The organism is Microbacterium sp. (assembly GCF_052102115.1).
In the GTDB taxonomy this organism is placed as follows: Bacteria; Actinomycetota; Actinomycetes; order Actinomycetales; family Microbacteriaceae; genus Microbacterium.
Map to the genome: position 1 here is coordinate 13,137 of NZ_JBQDVP010000024.1, position 15,813 is coordinate 28,949.

Annotated in this window: 11 protein-coding genes; 5 read left to right on the forward strand and 6 right to left on the reverse strand. The window is 67.6% G+C overall.

The features are described from left to right. Positions 1 to 158: 158 nt before the first annotated feature. Positions 159 to 1,640, forward strand: coding sequence for a glycosyltransferase family 2 protein (locus ACTICP_RS09170; protein WP_441891614.1), 1,482 nt, complete (start codon positions 159 to 161; stop codon positions 1,638 to 1,640). Positions 1,641 to 1,789: 149 nt separating this feature from the next. Here the strand turns inward: ACTICP_RS09170 and ACTICP_RS09175 are convergent, their stop codons facing one another. The 6 genes from ACTICP_RS09175 to ACTICP_RS09200 all read right to left on the reverse strand — a co-directional run bounded on the left by ACTICP_RS09175 (position 1,790) and on the right by ACTICP_RS09200 (position 8,181). Next, the gene (locus ACTICP_RS09175; protein WP_441891616.1) at positions 1,790 to 2,782 is read right to left on the reverse strand and encodes a response regulator; all 993 of its coding nucleotides are present in this window, start codon (positions 2,780 to 2,782) and stop codon (positions 1,790 to 1,792) included. A gap of 175 nt (positions 2,783 to 2,957) precedes the next feature. After that, positions 2,958 to 3,950, reverse strand: a complete 993-nt coding sequence (locus tag ACTICP_RS09180) for a glycoside hydrolase family 6 protein (protein ID WP_441891618.1) — start codon at positions 3,948 to 3,950, stop codon at positions 2,958 to 2,960. Continuing rightward, positions 3,934 to 5,055: a hypothetical protein gene (locus tag ACTICP_RS09185; RefSeq protein WP_441891620.1), complete on the reverse strand. Its 1,122-nt coding sequence runs from the start codon at positions 5,053 to 5,055 to the stop codon at positions 3,934 to 3,936. Before ACTICP_RS09185 ends, ACTICP_RS09180 begins: the two co-directional genes overlap by 17 nt. Then, complete coding sequence (locus ACTICP_RS09190) at positions 5,052 to 6,722, reverse strand: sensor histidine kinase (protein WP_441891622.1); 1,671 nt, start codon at positions 6,720 to 6,722, stop codon at positions 5,052 to 5,054. Before ACTICP_RS09190 ends, ACTICP_RS09185 begins: the two co-directional genes overlap by 4 nt. A 67-nt stretch (positions 6,723 to 6,789) precedes the next feature. Further along, complete coding sequence (locus ACTICP_RS09195; protein ID WP_441891624.1) at positions 6,790 to 7,485, reverse strand: arsenate reductase/protein-tyrosine-phosphatase family protein; 696 nt, start codon at positions 7,483 to 7,485, stop codon at positions 6,790 to 6,792. A 255-nt stretch (positions 7,486 to 7,740) separates the two neighbouring features. Then, on the reverse strand, positions 7,741 to 8,181 hold the full coding sequence (locus ACTICP_RS09200; RefSeq protein WP_441891626.1) for a VanZ family protein: 441 nt from the start codon (positions 8,179 to 8,181) through the stop codon (positions 7,741 to 7,743). Between the two features lie 33 nt (positions 8,182 to 8,214). Between ACTICP_RS09200 and ACTICP_RS09205 the strand changes: the two genes are divergently transcribed. The 4 genes from ACTICP_RS09205 to ACTICP_RS09220 all read left to right on the forward strand — a co-directional run bounded on the left by ACTICP_RS09205 (position 8,215) and on the right by ACTICP_RS09220 (position 15,691). Beyond that, on the forward strand, positions 8,215 to 9,327 hold the full coding sequence (locus ACTICP_RS09205) for a hypothetical protein (RefSeq protein WP_441891627.1): 1,113 nt from the start codon (positions 8,215 to 8,217) through the stop codon (positions 9,325 to 9,327). Positions 9,328 to 9,376: 49 nt separating this feature from the next. Then, positions 9,377 to 10,156 carry a hypothetical protein gene (locus ACTICP_RS09210; protein ID WP_441891629.1) on the forward strand — a complete coding sequence of 260 codons (780 nt, stop codon included), beginning with the start codon at positions 9,377 to 9,379 and terminating at the stop codon, positions 10,154 to 10,156. Next, the gene (locus ACTICP_RS09215; RefSeq protein WP_441891630.1) at positions 10,078 to 11,679 is read left to right on the forward strand and encodes a LuxR C-terminal-related transcriptional regulator; all 1,602 of its coding nucleotides are present in this window, start codon (positions 10,078 to 10,080) and stop codon (positions 11,677 to 11,679) included. The genes ACTICP_RS09210 and ACTICP_RS09215 overlap by 79 nt, the downstream gene beginning before the upstream one ends. Before the next feature lie 448 nt (positions 11,680 to 12,127). Beyond that, positions 12,128 to 15,691: a DUF7507 domain-containing protein gene (locus ACTICP_RS09220; RefSeq protein WP_441891631.1), complete on the forward strand. Its 3,564-nt coding sequence runs from the start codon at positions 12,128 to 12,130 to the stop codon at positions 15,689 to 15,691. Positions 15,692 to 15,813 lie beyond the last annotated feature (122 nt).

The window sequence follows — 15,813 nt, forward strand, 5'->3', positions numbered from 1 at the left end:
GCGAGCGCAGCGAGTCGAAACCTCTGCAGATCTTGCGCAAGCGCGAAGGCAGACCGGTGCTGCCCTTGCGGTTGCTCGGCGAGTATCGATCTGCGGGGCGCTGACCCGGGCGCCCCGCACTCGACAGCATCCGCTGTCCGGCATCCGAAGGACAACCCATGGCGACGCGCTTCCCCGAAGTGAACGAGGTCACACACCTCAGTCCCCAGCACGGCGATCACGACTCGTACCCCGAGGCCGAACAGATTCCCGGTTTCGCTGACGACTTCTCCGCCGTGCTCGAGAGCACCACGGTGCACCGCTCGACCATCGGCTGCATCATCCCGGCGTACAACGAAGAGGCGTCCATCGCCGGAGTCCTCCAGTCCCTGCTGGCGCAGACCCGAGTGCCCGACGTCATCCACGTCGTCGTCAACAACGCCACCGACAAGACCGTGCGGATCGCGTCGGAGTTCGCGGGCCCGCACGAGATCCACACCGAACTCGGCGAGCAGTTCACCGAGGTGTTCGTCCACGACATCGGCAAGAATCCCGACAAGAAGGTCGGCGCCCTCAACTACGGCTACTCGCTCGTCGAAGGTTACGACTACCTGCTCGGCGTCGACGGCGACACGCTCGGTGACACCCGCGCCGTCGAGTACCTCGAGACCGAAGCCGTCTCAGACTCCCGCATCGGCGGCATCTCCGCGATCTACTCGATCGACACCGCGCCCATCAAGGGCACGATCGCGAAGTTTCTCATCGCCGGCCAGCGCACCCAGTTCGCCGCCTTCAACCTGCAGAACCTGCTGCGCGGGCGCAACATGGCCGTCCTCGGCGGTCAGTTCTCGATCTTCTCCACCAACGCCCTGCGCGACGTGATGAAGACCAACCACCAGCGCACGCCCTGGGTGAAGGACAGCGAGGTTGAGGACTCGCTGCTCTCGCTGCAGATCAAGAGCGCCGGCTACCTCACCAAGATCAGCCCGTTCGCCCGCGCCGACGTCGGCGGCATGACCACCCTGCGCGCCTACGACGCCCAGCAGGTCAAGTGGACCTACGGCGCCATCGAGCTCATGTGGCCCGGTCAGCGCGGCGATACGAAGGGACAGCCCCTGCACCCGAACCTGCGCCTGCGCTGGTTCGAGAACTTCGGCATGCTCACCAACCTGTTCGTGCGCATCGCCTTCATCGCGTTGCTCGCGGGCTCCCTGTCGATCAACGCGTTCGTGTTCTCGCCGTGGTGGCTGCTGCCGTCCGTCGCCGCCGTGCTGCTGAACGTGCGCATCGCCATGACGATGAAAGACCGCAACGCCCGCGACGTGCTCTTCGCAGCCCTGATCATTCCGGCCGAGGTGTTCATGTGGGTCAGGCTCAGCCACTTCATGCGGTCGTGGTTCCGGTTCCTCTCGCGCAAGAAGGTCGACAACTGGGCGATGCAGGCCAAAGCCGAACGCGGCAGCGGCAGCGGGCACTGGATGCCGCTGATCTTGCTCGGCGTCGTCATCGTCGCACTCGCCGTCGCATGGAGCCTGCTCGGCCCCGTCGCGCAGTCGGCGATCCTCTGGATCGGCTGGCCGGTCGTCGGCGTCGTGACCGTCGTGCAGACGGTGCTGATGATCTTCAAATTGCTGCGCCGCCACCAGGGGTACAAGGTCTGACGGGGCGGCAAAGTCTGACGGGGTTGCAGGATCTGACGGGTTTCACGGTTTACAGAACGGCTGGGGACGCCGCGCCTCGCCTCGCTTGCTCGATGTCTTGGGGAGAGACAGGGTGAGCGGGGCGGGGCCTTGAGGATCCGGCTGTGCTGTCAGGCAGCGAGCGCGGACGTGAGCCGGTAGCCCACCCCGCGAACCGTCTCGATGTACCGCGGCTGCGCGGCGGAATCGCCGAGCTTGCGCCGCAGGTTCGTCATGTGCGCCTCGACCGCCCGCTTGTCGGCGTCGCCGACGAAGTAGCTCGTCACGTACGACTCGCCCCGCAGCACGAGCGTGAGATCGGCCTTGCTGCGCACCCGCCGCTTCGATTCCATCAGCGCAGAGAGCAGATCGAACTCGGTGCGGGTCAGGTCGACCTCGTGCTCCTGCACGAGCACGATGCGCGTCTCGGGGTTCAGCTGCAGGTCGCGGTGCGACACCCATGCCTCATCCGACGCGGCGACTGTCGCATTGCCATCGGCCACGACGGTGTCCTGGTCCGTAGCGCTCGGTACGCCGGGAGCCGCCGCGGGAGTGGCTTGGTAGCCGGGTGCGGGCTGCGCGTAGACGGGCTGGCGGCCGGGCTCGGGGGCAGCCTGGTAGGCGGGTACTGACTGATACGCCGGTTCGGGTTGTTCGGTCGGATGGCCCACGGGCTGCGGGTGACCGTAGGCGGGAAAGGACGGACCGGACTGCTCCTGTCGAGGCTGCGACACCGCACTGGCACCGCGAGGACGCCGCAACAGTGCCTCGATGCGGGCACGCAGCTCGCGCGGACGGAACGGCTTGTTCAGGTACTCGTCTGCTCCGGCACTGAGCCCCAGCACGACATCGGCCTCTTCATTCAGCGCCGTGAGCATGATGATGTACGTGTCGCTCTGCGCGCGGATGCGGCGAGCCGCCTCGAAACCGTCGATGCCGGGCATGTTCACATCGAGAGTGGTGATCAGAGGCTGATAGTTGATGACCGCCCGTACACCGTCGATGCCGTTGCCGACCGAGATCGTCGAGAAGCCGGCGGATTCGAGCACCTCGGCGAGCAGATGACGCACATCGGGGTCGTCCTCGACGACGACCGCGGTCTTCGGCAATTGGGCGTCGATCATACGTACCGGTTCCTTCCCTCAAAGGCTGGCAGTCGCGACCGCCCGAACTGCTGCAGACCACTGCCGATCGTAGTGGCGGGGCGCTTTACTCAATGCGCCGCGGGCCTGGATGTACGGCGAGGCATACACGGGGGGAGGACTGGCCGAAAGTATAACGGCGCCTAGACCTTGGTCGTTAATCCGCAACCAGGGTCGCGGCGCCTTCCGGCCACCAGATCCCTGCCGCGGGGCCGCCATTGCATGGTCCGTCGCTCTCGCCGGGTGGCTTGATCCACAGATTCGTGTCGACGACCTCGTCGCCGTAGGTGCCGCCGAGCTCGCCGACCCGCTGACCGGCGGGGTTGCACCACTGTGCACCGGCCGTCGCCGCGCCGTTGCGCGACGTGTCGACAACCGCATGCAGACCGCCCAGGTGCGCCGACACCGCATGCGCGTATTCGAACTCGTCATGCGTCGACTGGTAGTTCGAGACGTTCGTCGCGAAGCCGCGGATACTGTCGCTCACGCCGACGGCGTCGATCAGGGATGCCATCTCCTCTGCCGAGTGCCACCCGCTGTGGCCGCCATCCAGATAGATCCAGGTGCCAGGGCCCGTCAGCGTCTCGACCGCGTCGCGCAGCTGTGCGACGCGGTCGTCGAGATTGCCGCATTCGGCGGCCAGCGCCAGGCTGTCGGGCTCGAGGATGACGATCTTCTGCAGATCGGGCGCAGTCTCGAGCGCGGCATCGATCTCGGCCACCCAGGCGCGGTAGGCGTCGAACTCGAGCCCGCCCGCCGAGTGGCTCCCGCAGTCCCGGCCGGGGAGTCCGTACACCACGATGGCCAGCGACACGTTCTCGGTGCGTGCCTGCGCGAGCAGCGCCGCGATGGTGACGCCGACCGCCCCTGGCGGATCCTGCTCGGGCGTCAGCCAGTAGGCCGTCGGCTGCGCAGCCAGGTGCTCAGCGGCGGCTGCGGAATCGGCATCCAGCGTCGCATCCGCCAGCGCTTGCTGCGCCTTCGACTCCGTCGGTGCGAGTATGACCGTCCCTATGCCGGGCGCCTGCGCCACGGCGGAGTGGAACCAGCGCTGCGCCGCACCGACCGCGACGACGAGCGCGACCACGATGGCAAGCAGACCAGCGCCGGCGGCGACGAGCCAGAGTGTGCGCCTACTCCGTCGCGGCACGTACGCGCTCCCACCTGTCGCCGCCGCTGGCGTATGCCCTGCCCGCTGCCTTCGAGGCGGCATCCACCAGGGCGTCGAAATCGTAGCCCGCGGCCGAGACCGGCGCCCACCCGATGCTCGCCGACAGGCGCAGCGGCAGGGCGTGGACGCTGTCGGGAGCGGAGATGCGCTCGAGCAGCTCGGTCAGCAGATCACGCACACCGCCCTGCGGTCGCGGCACGAGCACCACGAAGCAGTCGGGTCTGATCTGCTCGATGTCCGCATCTGCCGGGAAAACCGTGTCGACGTCGCGCGCGAACTTGTCCGTGACCGCGTTGAAGGCCGCAACGGCGGAGGCACGGCGGATGTCATCCGGGTCGTCGAGGCGGATGTCGAGCATCGACCACCACTGGTCTTCGGCTGCGCGAGCGCGTTCCAGCCGGCGCCGCGCGGTCCGCTCGAAGTTGTGGTGTGGTGCGGGACTGCTTTCAGCACGGGTGGTGAGCAGCAGTGTGGTGGTCAGGGCACAGACGAGGTAGACGGTCATGCCGATCAGATTGAACGTTCGCAAGAACTCGGTGCTCGCCGAGCCATCCACGATTCCGGTGGCGACGAGTACGCCGTTGAAGAGGACGAACGCTCCGAAGACCACGAATGCGGCAGAGACGGCCATGAGCGGCAGCGCCTCGCCGCGCAGCTGGGGCCCCAGACGCACGAGCTCGAAGACGATCAGCACCGCGAACACCGTGGCCGCGCAGAACAGGATCCGGTACGCGACCTCGTACAGCCCCGCGTACGTGCTCGCCAGCAGGAACGCCGGCGCCACCACGGCGAAAGAGATCGACAGCGGCGCGAACTGCCGGTTCAGGCCGCGATAAGCGCGCAGCCCTGACCACACCAGCGGCATGGGGGAGATCGTGAGGCCGGAGCCGATGGCGTACAGCTGTTCGGAATGCACGAAGTCCTGCGTCAGCCAGACGTACGACCCGATCATCGCGATGCCGAACGCCGCCGACCACTGCACGCCCGCGCGGGATGGACGCGGCAGGAAACCGAGGCTGATGTAGATGATGGTCGCGACGGTGGAAATCGCGATGGCCGGCATCACCAGGGTGGATGTGATCATGCGGGCAGTCCTTCACGAGAGAGTTCACTGTGGGTCTCACGAGGCCCGGGCAGTATGACGGTGATCTCGGTGCCTTGACCGAGGTCGCTGTCCACCTCGACCCGGCCGCCGTGGGCGACGACGATGTCGCGAGAGATGCTGAGCCCCAGCCCCGTGCCGGGAATGCCGCTGTCGCGTGCGACCTGGGTGCGGAACTCACGTTCGAAGATACGTGAAAGGTCTTCTCTGTCGATGCCGATTCCGCTGTCTGCGATGTGCAGAGCGGTCTCGCCCGGTGTCGGACGGTAGCCATGCACAGTCACCCGGCCTCCTCGCTGCGCGTACTTGATCGCATTGCTCACGAGATTGTCGACCACCTGGCGGATCCGGAAAGCATCGCCGAACAGGCAGAGATGCTCGTCGAACTCAGCCGTCACCGTGACACCGGCGGAATCCGCCGCGGGAGCGAAGGCCTCGAGCGAGGCGCGGGCGATGTCGGCGAGGTCGAAGTCGACGCCGGTCTCGTCTGCGCGCTTGCCGGGCGACATCAGGGCCTGATCGATCAACTGCTGCATCCGAGACCCCGCATGCTCGACCACATCGAGCTGCTCGCGCACGGCGCCATCCAGATCCTTGCGCTCCAGCAGCAGGTCGATATGCCCGAGGATCGCGGTGAGCGGATTGCGCAGCTCGTGTGAGATCGTGCGGCGAGTGGCATCCTGCCCTGCTCGGGGGTCGATGCTTTCGGTGACATCCTCAACGAGCAGCAGGAGGCCATCACCGGTGACGATCCCATGATCGATCGGCCTCGTCGACGTCTTGATCGCCCGCCACTGACCGTCGCTGCCGAAAAGCCAGACGACCTCGTCTGCAAACAACTCGCCCTGTGACGCGCGCGCGATCGTCGTCTGGCTCGCCGGTACCGGTTCACCACGACGGGTGCGGTACTCGACAGCCCGGGCCGGGTGGGACTGGCCCGTGGCCTCGAGCTCGAAAATGGTGTGGAAGGCCTCGTTCGACACCTCGAGAAGCCCGCCGGCGCCCACGCGGGCGATTCCGATGTCGAGCGAATCCAGCAGGCGCCGGTTGCGCGCCTTCTGCTCGTTCACGCGCCGCAGGGCGTGCGCGAGGCGATCGGACTGGCTGCGAAGCAAGCGGCGCGATGAGCGATTGCGTTGGGCGCCGACCGCCATCACGACGCCGACGAACCCGAGGGTGATCATGAGGATCACCATGCTGATCATCTTCTCGACTGTGAGACCGAGCAGGAAGAGGTTGATGAGGCGCAGCAGGCCGATCATCGAGATGGTCGCGATCAGCGTGCCGACCGAGTAGTACAGCGCTACCCACGCGATCGGGAACACCCACAGGACGGTGGCGGACGCGGTGTCGCCGAGTGCGATCGCAGCGATAGCGACCGAATCCAGCAGCGGGAGGGCGAGTACGCCCCGGCGCCCGACACGATGCCAGGGCACGGCGAGCGCGATCATCGTGATCGTGATGATGGCGACGACGCCGATGCTGAAGCGGCCGTCGCTGAACCGGGTCGGGGCCAGCAGGGCGACGCCGACGCTCATCGTCACCACGGTGAGTGCGATGATCAGCTGCCACTGCCAGATGGATCGGCAGCGGTTGTCGCCGAAGTAGTGGAGCGCGGGCGACGACGACGCTCTCGCCTTCTTCAACACGAGGCACACTCTATCGACGTCGTGTGCATCGGCATGCGAATCGCGTTGCTGAAGTCGCTCTACCGGCTCACTGGACGATCGACGGGAGAACTCCGAGAGCAGCGCGCAGAACCCGCGCGACCTCGTCGACCGCCGGGACGAGCTGCGCCGCGGACTTCTCGTAGGTGTCGCGTGAGCGACGATACGGGTCGATGATGTCGTCCTCGTGGGGTGGCACCGGTGCGGTGGCGCCGCGCTGCTCGGTCACCAGTGCAGTGACGGCAGCGAGGCGTGCGCGGGGGCTGGTGCCGGCGGCATCCGCTGTGCTCTTGATCGTGTCGCTGGAGAGTTCGCTCGCGAGCCGGGCGAACTCGCGGATCGTGAATGTCTGGCGCAGCATGCGGGGAGCGAGCTCGACCGCGGCCGTGCGGTGCTCGCGTGACATCGCGAAGACGACATCTGCATCGTCGGCGATCGGCTCGAGCAGCCAGCGGGCTCGATGATTCTCGACGACCTCGCTGTCAGCGCCGTGCTCGATCGCGAGGTCCTGCGCGTCCTGTGTCATCGGCTTGTCGATGAGCGCGCGCGTCCCGGCGCTGTGAATCCTCACCGCTCGGCTGTCCACCTGCGCTCGCAGCAGAGCCTCGGCCATGGGTGAGCGGCAGACGTTTCCAGTGCAGACCATGAGGACGCGAACCTGCTCGTCACCGGCGTGGCTCTGCAGCGCCTCCGCCCGCTCCCGCAGCTCACGTCGAGTCATGCCGGAGGGAAGAGAGGAGGTCATGACTCAACCATAGGAGTCTGCGCTCTGCCCCTCGGTCAGGGTCGGCGAGGTGGGGAGTAGTCCCCGTATGCGGGTCGATGCGAAACAGCTACGATTCCGAGAAGATCGAACGGAGTTGCAATGGATGCAACCGGCTGGCTGGTGCTGGTATTGATTGCGTGGCTCGTGCTGAGCCTCCCGTTCGGGCTGCTCGCCGCCGGGCTCATCAAGCGCGGGCACGACGGGGAGACATAGGGCTCCGCGAGGTAAGACGTCTCACACCGTCGCGGGTTGACTTCGAAGCCGCGGGGCGAAGAGCCTGACCGCACAGCATCCGATGATCGTCCCGAGGGTGTTCGCAATCACGTCCGACAGCGTCGTGACGCGACCAGGGATCATCGTCTGCACCAGCTCGATCGTCGCGCTCGCCGAGAACCCCATCAAGATGATCCACCACACGTTGGTGCGCGGCCAGCCGGCAGCGAGCAGCAGACCGAACGGGATGAACAGGGCGATGTTCGCGGCGAACTCGAAGACCGTATACGTGGTCGACAGTGAGACGCCCGCGTGCTCCGCGACGAAGCGCGCGAGGCGGAACACGATTCCCGTCACACGCGACGCGACAGAGTCCGGCAACCACACGATCAGCGCCAGCGCGATGGCGTAGGGAACAAGGAGCACGCGCGCCGTGATCGCGACGGCAGACGGGCGGGGCATGAACTCGATTTTACGGGTGGTAACCTGACGGCATTGACCTACCTGATCCGCAGGGGAGTCCGCGCCTTTGGCGTGTTCGATTCCCTGGAGGTCTTCATGTTCGATCCTTCTACGCCCGCCGGCATCGTCCCCTTGTGGGACATGGTCGGTGGTCCCATGCCGCGCGGTGTGCTGGGCATGGGCGATCCCGACGTGCACGTCATCGACGGCATCCCGACGATGTTTCTCGGTGGGTTCTCGTCATCGTTCCGAAATCGCCTGTACGTCGCGACCCTCGAAGACGGGGCAGACCCGGCGACGGCGTCGTGGCGCATGGACCTGGACGACCGCGGTCGCGCCCGCGCGCTGACAGCCGATCCGCCGAAAGACGCGTGGGACGCCGAGGGAATGCATACGCCGTCGTTCGTGCCTGCCGCAGGGGAGCAGCCAGCGCGCATCTACTACACGGGGCGGGGATCGCGGAAGCAGTACGGTCCGCGCAGCAGCTACGCGATCGGAGCGCTGGAACTGATCGACGGCGAATGGGTGCGCACCGGGGAGCCGATGATCCGGGGCGTCGCACCTCGTCTCAGTGTGCTCGAGCCGATGATCATGCACGACCGCGGTCGCTACGTCATGTGGTTCCAGGCGAACCCGCACGAGATCGGCCCGGGCGAGCTGCCGGACTACGAGATACAGGTGGCCGAAAGCGCCGACGGAGTGTCGTGGTCCGAACCGAGAGCGTTCACCACATCACGCGAAGGGTTCTTCGACAACGCCATCGCGCGCACGAAGGACGGCTGGGTGATGGTGCTCGCGCGAGGGTCAGACCTGCATCGCACCGGCGGATTCCCACCGCAGGGCCTGTGGCTGAGTACTGCGACCGAGCTCAGCGCCGATCGCGCCGCATGGTCTGAGCCACGACATGTGCTGAACACCGGCGAGCCGGGCATCCCCGCATCCCTTGCTCGAGGTGCCTACGGCCCCGGCATCCTGCATGACATCGAGCATGACCGCACCGTCGTCTACACGACCGGCGTGCGCGACACCCCGAAGTGGCCGATCTTCCTCATGCGTCGGATCCTGCGCGGACAGCGGCCCGTCGTGCCGTCGCCGTTCTACCTTTCCGTGGCCGCTGTCGACCTCGGTGTTCGAGCGCGCGAGTAGAGGAATCGACTCGACGGGCTCACGGAGCGCCCTCGCTAAGCTGGAGCCCATGAGATCTGGGGGAGTGTCGTCGACCGACGCTCCCAGCGCACTCCACCGGCCGCGTCTTCTCGCGGCGCTGGACTCGCTCGCCCCGGTCGTCGCCCTCGTCGGCCCGATCGGCGCGGGTGCGACCACACTGCTCCGGCAGTGGGCATCGCAGCACGAGCGCGTCGCGTGGCGTACGACCGGCGGCATCCCCGATCCGGGCTGCGACGTGCTCGTCATCGACGACGCCGACGACCTGACGGCCGACGACTGGCAGCGCCTGCGCGAACTGCGTGCCACCCGGCCGGGCCTGCTCATCCGCCTCGCCGTGCGCAGCGCGCAGTCGCTGCCTCGCGGCGAAGACGTCGAGACCGTCCAGGACCTGATGTTCACCCCCGCTGAGACCCGCGATTACCTCGCGCAGCGGGGATCGCAGTTCGCCCCCGCCGCAGCGCACGTCGTCACCGGTGGGCTGCCCGCGGCTCTGCGCGCCGTCGTGTGGCTCAAGACCATCGGCGGGCCCGTCATGGACGAGGTGCTCGCCGCGCTCCCTCCCGGCGCGCTCGCCGCCGAGCATGCCCGGCTCGCGATCCCCGAAGTTCTCACCGGCGAGCTCGTGACCGCCCTGGGCGGGCCGGACGACTTCATCGTGCAGACAGAGCGCGCGGGACTCGGCGCGTGGGCCTCATACGCCGGGCACCCGCTGTTCGTCCTCACCGCCCGGTGCGCGCCGCGACCCTGCGCGCGCACCCGGCAGATGATGCGGATGCCGTGCACGACGACGCTGCGCGGATGCTGCTGAAGCAGGGCGCCTGGTACGGCGCACTCGTCGAGGGCGCGGCATCCGGATCGCTCGCGACCGTCGACGCCGCCCTGCGCGGCGGTGGGATGCCGCTGCTCACCCAGCACGGCGCTCAGATCGGCGCTCGGCTGCACGGCTTCCACCGGGGGCAGCTGCGGCGCTGGCCGGTCACCGCGCTCGCCCTCGCGCTGATCTACAACGCCCGCCACGAATACCGGCTGCGCGCCTTCGAGCTGATGGGCTCCGCCCTCCTCGGCGCAGGCACCGCCCCTTCCGGATCGAGCGAGCGTGCACTGCTGCGCGTCATCGAGTCGGTGCTGCAGCGCCTGATCGGGCTCGGAGACGGCGGCGTCAAAGCCGCCCGGGCGGCGACGCGGATCCTCGACGAGCTGCCGCCGGCGCAGTTGCGGGCGATCGAGGGACTGCTGGGAGACCTGCGGAACCACTCCGCCATCAGCCTCTTGAACGGCGGGCAGCCCGACGAGGCGGCCGTGCAGTTCGAACGGACGCTCGGCACCTCGACGCGACCCGCCCTCGAGCTCATCTCGTTCGGCGGCATCGCCCACCTCCACGCAGAAGCCGGCGACCTCGCCACCGCCCAGGACTGGGTCGACACCGCCCTGCAGCGCACCTGGGACCCCAGCCTCCTGGGGGACTACGCCGGCACCCTCCTGCGCATGGCGCAGGCACGGCTGTTCATCGAGAGCGGTGACTTCGACCGCGCCGACGAATCACTCGACAGCATCTGGCACATCATCGACACGATCGAGTACTGGCCGATGCTCGCCCACCTGCGCGCGCTCGTCGCCATCGCCAGGGGAGAAGCGGATGCCGGACTCGAGAGATTTCGCGCCCTCCGCCGCCGCCGTGGATCGCGACTGTCGCGCGTGCAGGCTCGGATCCTCGACCTGACGGACTCGTCCCTCGCGCTCGCGGCCGGTGATCTCGACGCGGCCCGCGCGCTCACCTCCCGCCCCGGCGACCAGTTGCCCGTGCAGATCGGCGCGGCGCGCGTGCTGGTCTTCGAGGGCCAGTTCGAGCGAGCGCGAACAGTGCTCGCAGACATCGCCGTGGAGAGCCCGCGCGACCGCGCGAGCGTGGCCGTTTTCGACGCGGTCGTTCTGCGACGACTCGGACGCGACGACGAAGCCGCCGTCGCTGCCCGCCGCGCACGCACCATCACCGACGCCCACGGACTCAGCGCGCCCTATCTGCTCGTCGCCGACGACGACCGTGCGCTGTTCGGCGACATCTTCACGTGGCCGGCGCCGAGCCTGCCATCCGCGGATGCCGCACCCCGGCTCACCGTGCGCGAGCGCGTGATCCTCGGCGAGCTCGTGCACAGTGCGAGCGTGACCGAGATCGCGCAGCGTCTGCACGTCTCGGTCAACACGGTCAAATCTCAGCGGCGCAGCCTCTACCGCAAGCTCCGCGCGAGCTCGCGCGACGAGGCGCTCGCCGTCGCCGGCGCACATGGGGTGCTGCGGGTGAGCCCCGCCGACTCCGCGAGGGACGGCGTGTAGCTCCACGGTCATGAGGAACGAGCAGTCACCGCTGCGAGTGGCGATATCCGCTTCATCCTCAGCGCGGGTGAAGCGCGGGGTGAAATCGGCGCGGATCTCAAGATCGCGCGTGTCACGGACGGCACGATCGCAGGTGCGCCGATTGCGCTCCTCGTATGCCGGTGGGGAACGGCGTACGAGGTAAACGCTGCCTCGCGACCTCCCCAACAGCAGGCAGCCGAGTCTCACCCTCCGTTGCGCCCCTTCGCCCGGAGGGTGAGGCTCCCCTTCGCGTCAGCGTGAGCGTCTCCTCACCTCAGCCACTGGGGTGAATCCGAGGGTGAAGTCGGGTCATCCCGGGCAATCGGGGCACTCGCGGCTGGATAGTGTCGCGTCGGCGGTTACCCGACTGCCGCGCGTTCTCATGTCTGAATTGGTGCGCGCCTGGGGAGCAAGAGGAGTCATTCACGTGAAACAAACACGTCCTGAACTGCCGCGCAGACGCGCGCGCTTTGCCGCGAAGGGGGCTGTGGCCGCGACTCTCGCCGCCGCGATGGCCCTCGGGGGCACAGCTTCCGCGAACGCGGTCGAATCGGAAGTGCCGGTGGACGCGAACCCACCGCTGTCGGAGAACTGCTCGATGGATCTCGCGATCAGCATCGACCTGTCGAACTCTGTGACCAAAGACCAGCTCAAGCAGACTCGCCAAGAGCTGAGCGGGCTTGTCAACGCGCTCGAAGGGTACCCGGTCAAGTTCGCCGTGCACACCTTCGCATCGAACGCGCCCGCGACGACAGCATCCGTGAATGCGCCGTTGCCGCTGACCTCGGTCGCCGGGGCCTCCGGTGTCGAAGCGATCAGTTCATACGTCAACGATGTCGAGCGGCCCGCTGAGATGCAGGGCGGCACCAACTGGGACCGCGCGTTCACCGCAGTCACCGCCTCGGACGAAGACTACGACGCGCTGCTGTTCCTGACCGACGGCAACCCGACGCAGTACGGCAGCCCCGCCGCGGGCCCGGGCGGCAGCACCGACCAGGCCGTGATCGATGCAGCCGTCACGAGTGCGAACGCGCTCAAGGCGGAAGACACCCGGATCATCCCGATCGGCGTCAGCGACAACCTCGAGGGCGACGGTCTCGCTGAGTTCCGTGAGCACATCCAGCAGATCTCCGGGCCGAATGAAGACAGCGACTACTACGTCGCCGGATTCAACCAGCTCCAGGCGACCCTGATCAACATCGTCAACGAGAAGTGCGCATCGATCGACCTCGAGAAGACCGGGACGCTCGCGCCCGGTGGCATCGGCATCGAGGGTGACACCGTGAACTACGACTTCACCGTCACCAACGACGGAACGGTCACGCTCACGGACGTGATCCTCGCCGACCCCAAGCCGGGTCTGTCGAACATCGAGTTCAGCGCCTGGCCGGGAGCGCCCGGAGTGCTCGAACCCGGGCAATCGGTGAATGCCTCGGCAACCTACGAACTCACAGGCGCCGACATCACAGCCGGCGAAGTCACCAACACGGCAACAACCACAGGCTTGCCGCCTGCAGGTGACCGCGTCAGCGACGAATCGCCCGCACTGGTCGAGCTTCCTGAACTCATCGCCGGTATCTCGCTGGTCAAGACCGGCGTGCTCGACGGCGACACCATCGGGTACGAGTTCACCGCGACGAACACCGGCAACGTGACGCTCACGAACGTATCGATCACCGATGAGCTCGAGGGCCTGTCGGACATCGTCTACACGGCGTGGCCCGCAGATGCGGGTGTGCTCGGCTCCGGAGAGTCGGTCGCTGCGACAGCTTCCTACACCGTCACCCAGGCCGACCTTGATGCCGGCATCGTCGAGAACACCGCCACCACCACCGGCACGCCGCCGATGGGCACCCCGGTGACGGATGAAGACGACTTCGACCAGCCGCTCGCATCGAACCCGGGCATCTCGCTGGTCAAGACCGGCTCGCTCGAGGGCGACACCGCTTCCTACGAGTTCACCGCGACCAACAACGGCAACGTGACGCTGACGAACGTGTCGATCGCCGACGAGCTCGAGGGCCTGTCGGAGATCACGTACGGCCAGTGGCCGGTTGCTGCCGGAACGCTCGCTCCTGGGCAGTCGGTCACGGCGACCGCGTCGTACGCGCTGACGCAGACCGATCGGGATGCCGGCATCGTGGAGAACACGGCCACGACAACGGGCACCCCGCCGACCGGTACGCCTGTCACGGATGAGGACGACTTCGACCTTCCGGTGCCGCAGGCTCCCGGCATCTCGCTCGTCAAGACCGGCGTGCTCGACGGCGACACCATCGCCTACGAGTTCACCGCGACCAACAACGGCAACGTGACCCTCACGAACGTGTCGATCGCCGACGAGCTCGAGGGCCTGTCGGAGATCACCTACGGCCAGTGGCCCGGTGCCGCCGGTGTGCTCACGCCGGGACAGACAGTTACCGCGACGGCGTCCTACACGCTGACGCAGGCAGACCGGGATGCCGGCACCGTGGAGAACACCGCCACGACCACGGGCACCCCGCCGACCGGTACGCCGGTGACGGACGAGGATGACTTCGACCAGCCGCTCGAGTCGAACCCGGGCATCTCGCTCGTCAAGACCGGCGTGCTCGACGGCGACGCCATCGACTACGAGTTCACGGCCACGAACACCGGCGACGTGACGCTGATGAACGTGTCGATCGCTGATGAGCTGGAGGGCCTGTCGGACATCGCCTACGGCGAGTGGCCGGTTGCTGCCGGAACGCTCGCTCCTGGACAGTCGGTCACAGCGACCGCGTCGTACACGCTGACACAGGCGGACCGGGATGCCGGGATCGTCGAGAACATGGCGACGACCACGGGCACCCCGCCCACCGGCACGCCGGTCACCGACGAGGACGACTTCGACCAGCCGGTGCCACAGGCACCCGGTGTCTCCCTGATCAAGACCGGCTCGCTCGAGGGAGACTCGATCGCGTACGAGTTCACGGCGACGAACACGGGCAACGTGACCCTCACGGGCGTGTCGATCGCCGACGAGCTCGAGGGGCTGTCTGAGATCGCCTACGGCGAGTGGCCCGGTGCTGCCGGAGTGCTTGCGCCTGGGCAGTCGGTCACGGCGACGGCGTCGTACGCGCTGACGCAGGCGGACCGGGATGCCGGGATCGTCGAGAACACCGCGACGACAACGGGCACCCCGCCGAGCGGCACGCCGGTGACGGACGAGGATGACTTCGACCAGCCGGTGCCGCAGAACCCGGGCATCGTGCTCGAGAAGACCGGCTCGCTTGACGGCGACACGATCTCATATGTGTTCACAGCGACCAACTCCGGCGATGTGACGCTCACAGACGTGTCGATCGCTGATGAGCTGGAGGGCCTGTCGGACATCGCCTACGGCGAGTGGCCGGTTGCTGCCGGAACGCTCGCTCCTGGACAGTCGGTCACGGCGACCGCGTCGTACGCGCTGACGCAGGCGGACCGGGATGCCGGGATCGTCGAGAACACCGCGACGACCACGGGCACCCCGCCGAGCGGCACGCCGGTGACGGACGAGGACGACTTCGACCAGCCGGTGCCGCAGAACCCGGGCATCGTGCTCGAGAAGACCGGCGCCGTCAGCGGCGACACGATCTCGTACGAGTTCGCCGTCGTCAACACGGGCGATGTGACGCTGACGAACGTGTCGATCGCCGACGAGCTCGAGGGCCTGTCGGAGATCGTCTACGGTGAGTGGCCGGCCGAGGCCGGTGTGCTCGCACCGGGCGATTCGGTCACGGCTACCGCGTCGTACGTCATCACGGCATCTGACCGCGCGGCCGGCAGCGTGAAGAACGACGCGAGCGTCACCGGTACTCCGCCCTCGGGTCCGGAGGTCACCGATGAGGACAGCGTGACCACTGCGGTCGGCGCGCTGGCCGTCACCGGTGGCGAGGCCGCACAGTGGCTCGGCGTGAGCGCGCTGGCCCTGGCACTCATGACGGTCGGTGCGATCGCAGTGATCCGCCACCGTCGCATGCAGGCCTAACCGCCGCATAGACAACTCGACCCCGGTGCACCCTCCGCACCGGGGTCGAGTTCTGCCCCTCGCGCTGCGTTCTCGGGTCGTTGAGCGAGCCGAAGGCGAGACGAAACGGGTTGAGCGACGAG

What these genes read in the sequence shown, in the direction of transcription:
- ACTICP_RS09170 (WP_441891614.1), top strand. Translation starts at nt 159, where the DNA reads ATGGCGACGCGCTTCCCCGAAGTGAACGAGGTCACACACCTCAGTCCC.
- ACTICP_RS09175 (WP_441891616.1), bottom strand. Translation starts at nt 2,782, where the DNA reads ATGATCGACGCCCAATTGCCGAAGACCGCGGTCGTCGTCGAGGACGAC.
- ACTICP_RS09185 (WP_441891620.1), bottom strand. Translation starts at nt 5,055, where the DNA reads ATGATCACATCCACCCTGGTGATGCCGGCCATCGCGATTTCCACCGTC.
- ACTICP_RS09195 (WP_441891624.1), bottom strand. Translation starts at nt 7,485, where the DNA reads ATGACCTCCTCTCTTCCCTCCGGCATGACTCGACGTGAGCTGCGGGAG.
- ACTICP_RS09200 (WP_441891626.1), bottom strand. Translation starts at nt 8,181, where the DNA reads ATGCCCCGCCCGTCTGCCGTCGCGATCACGGCGCGCGTGCTCCTTGTT.
- ACTICP_RS09210 (WP_441891629.1), top strand. Translation starts at nt 9,377, where the DNA reads ATGAGATCTGGGGGAGTGTCGTCGACCGACGCTCCCAGCGCACTCCAC.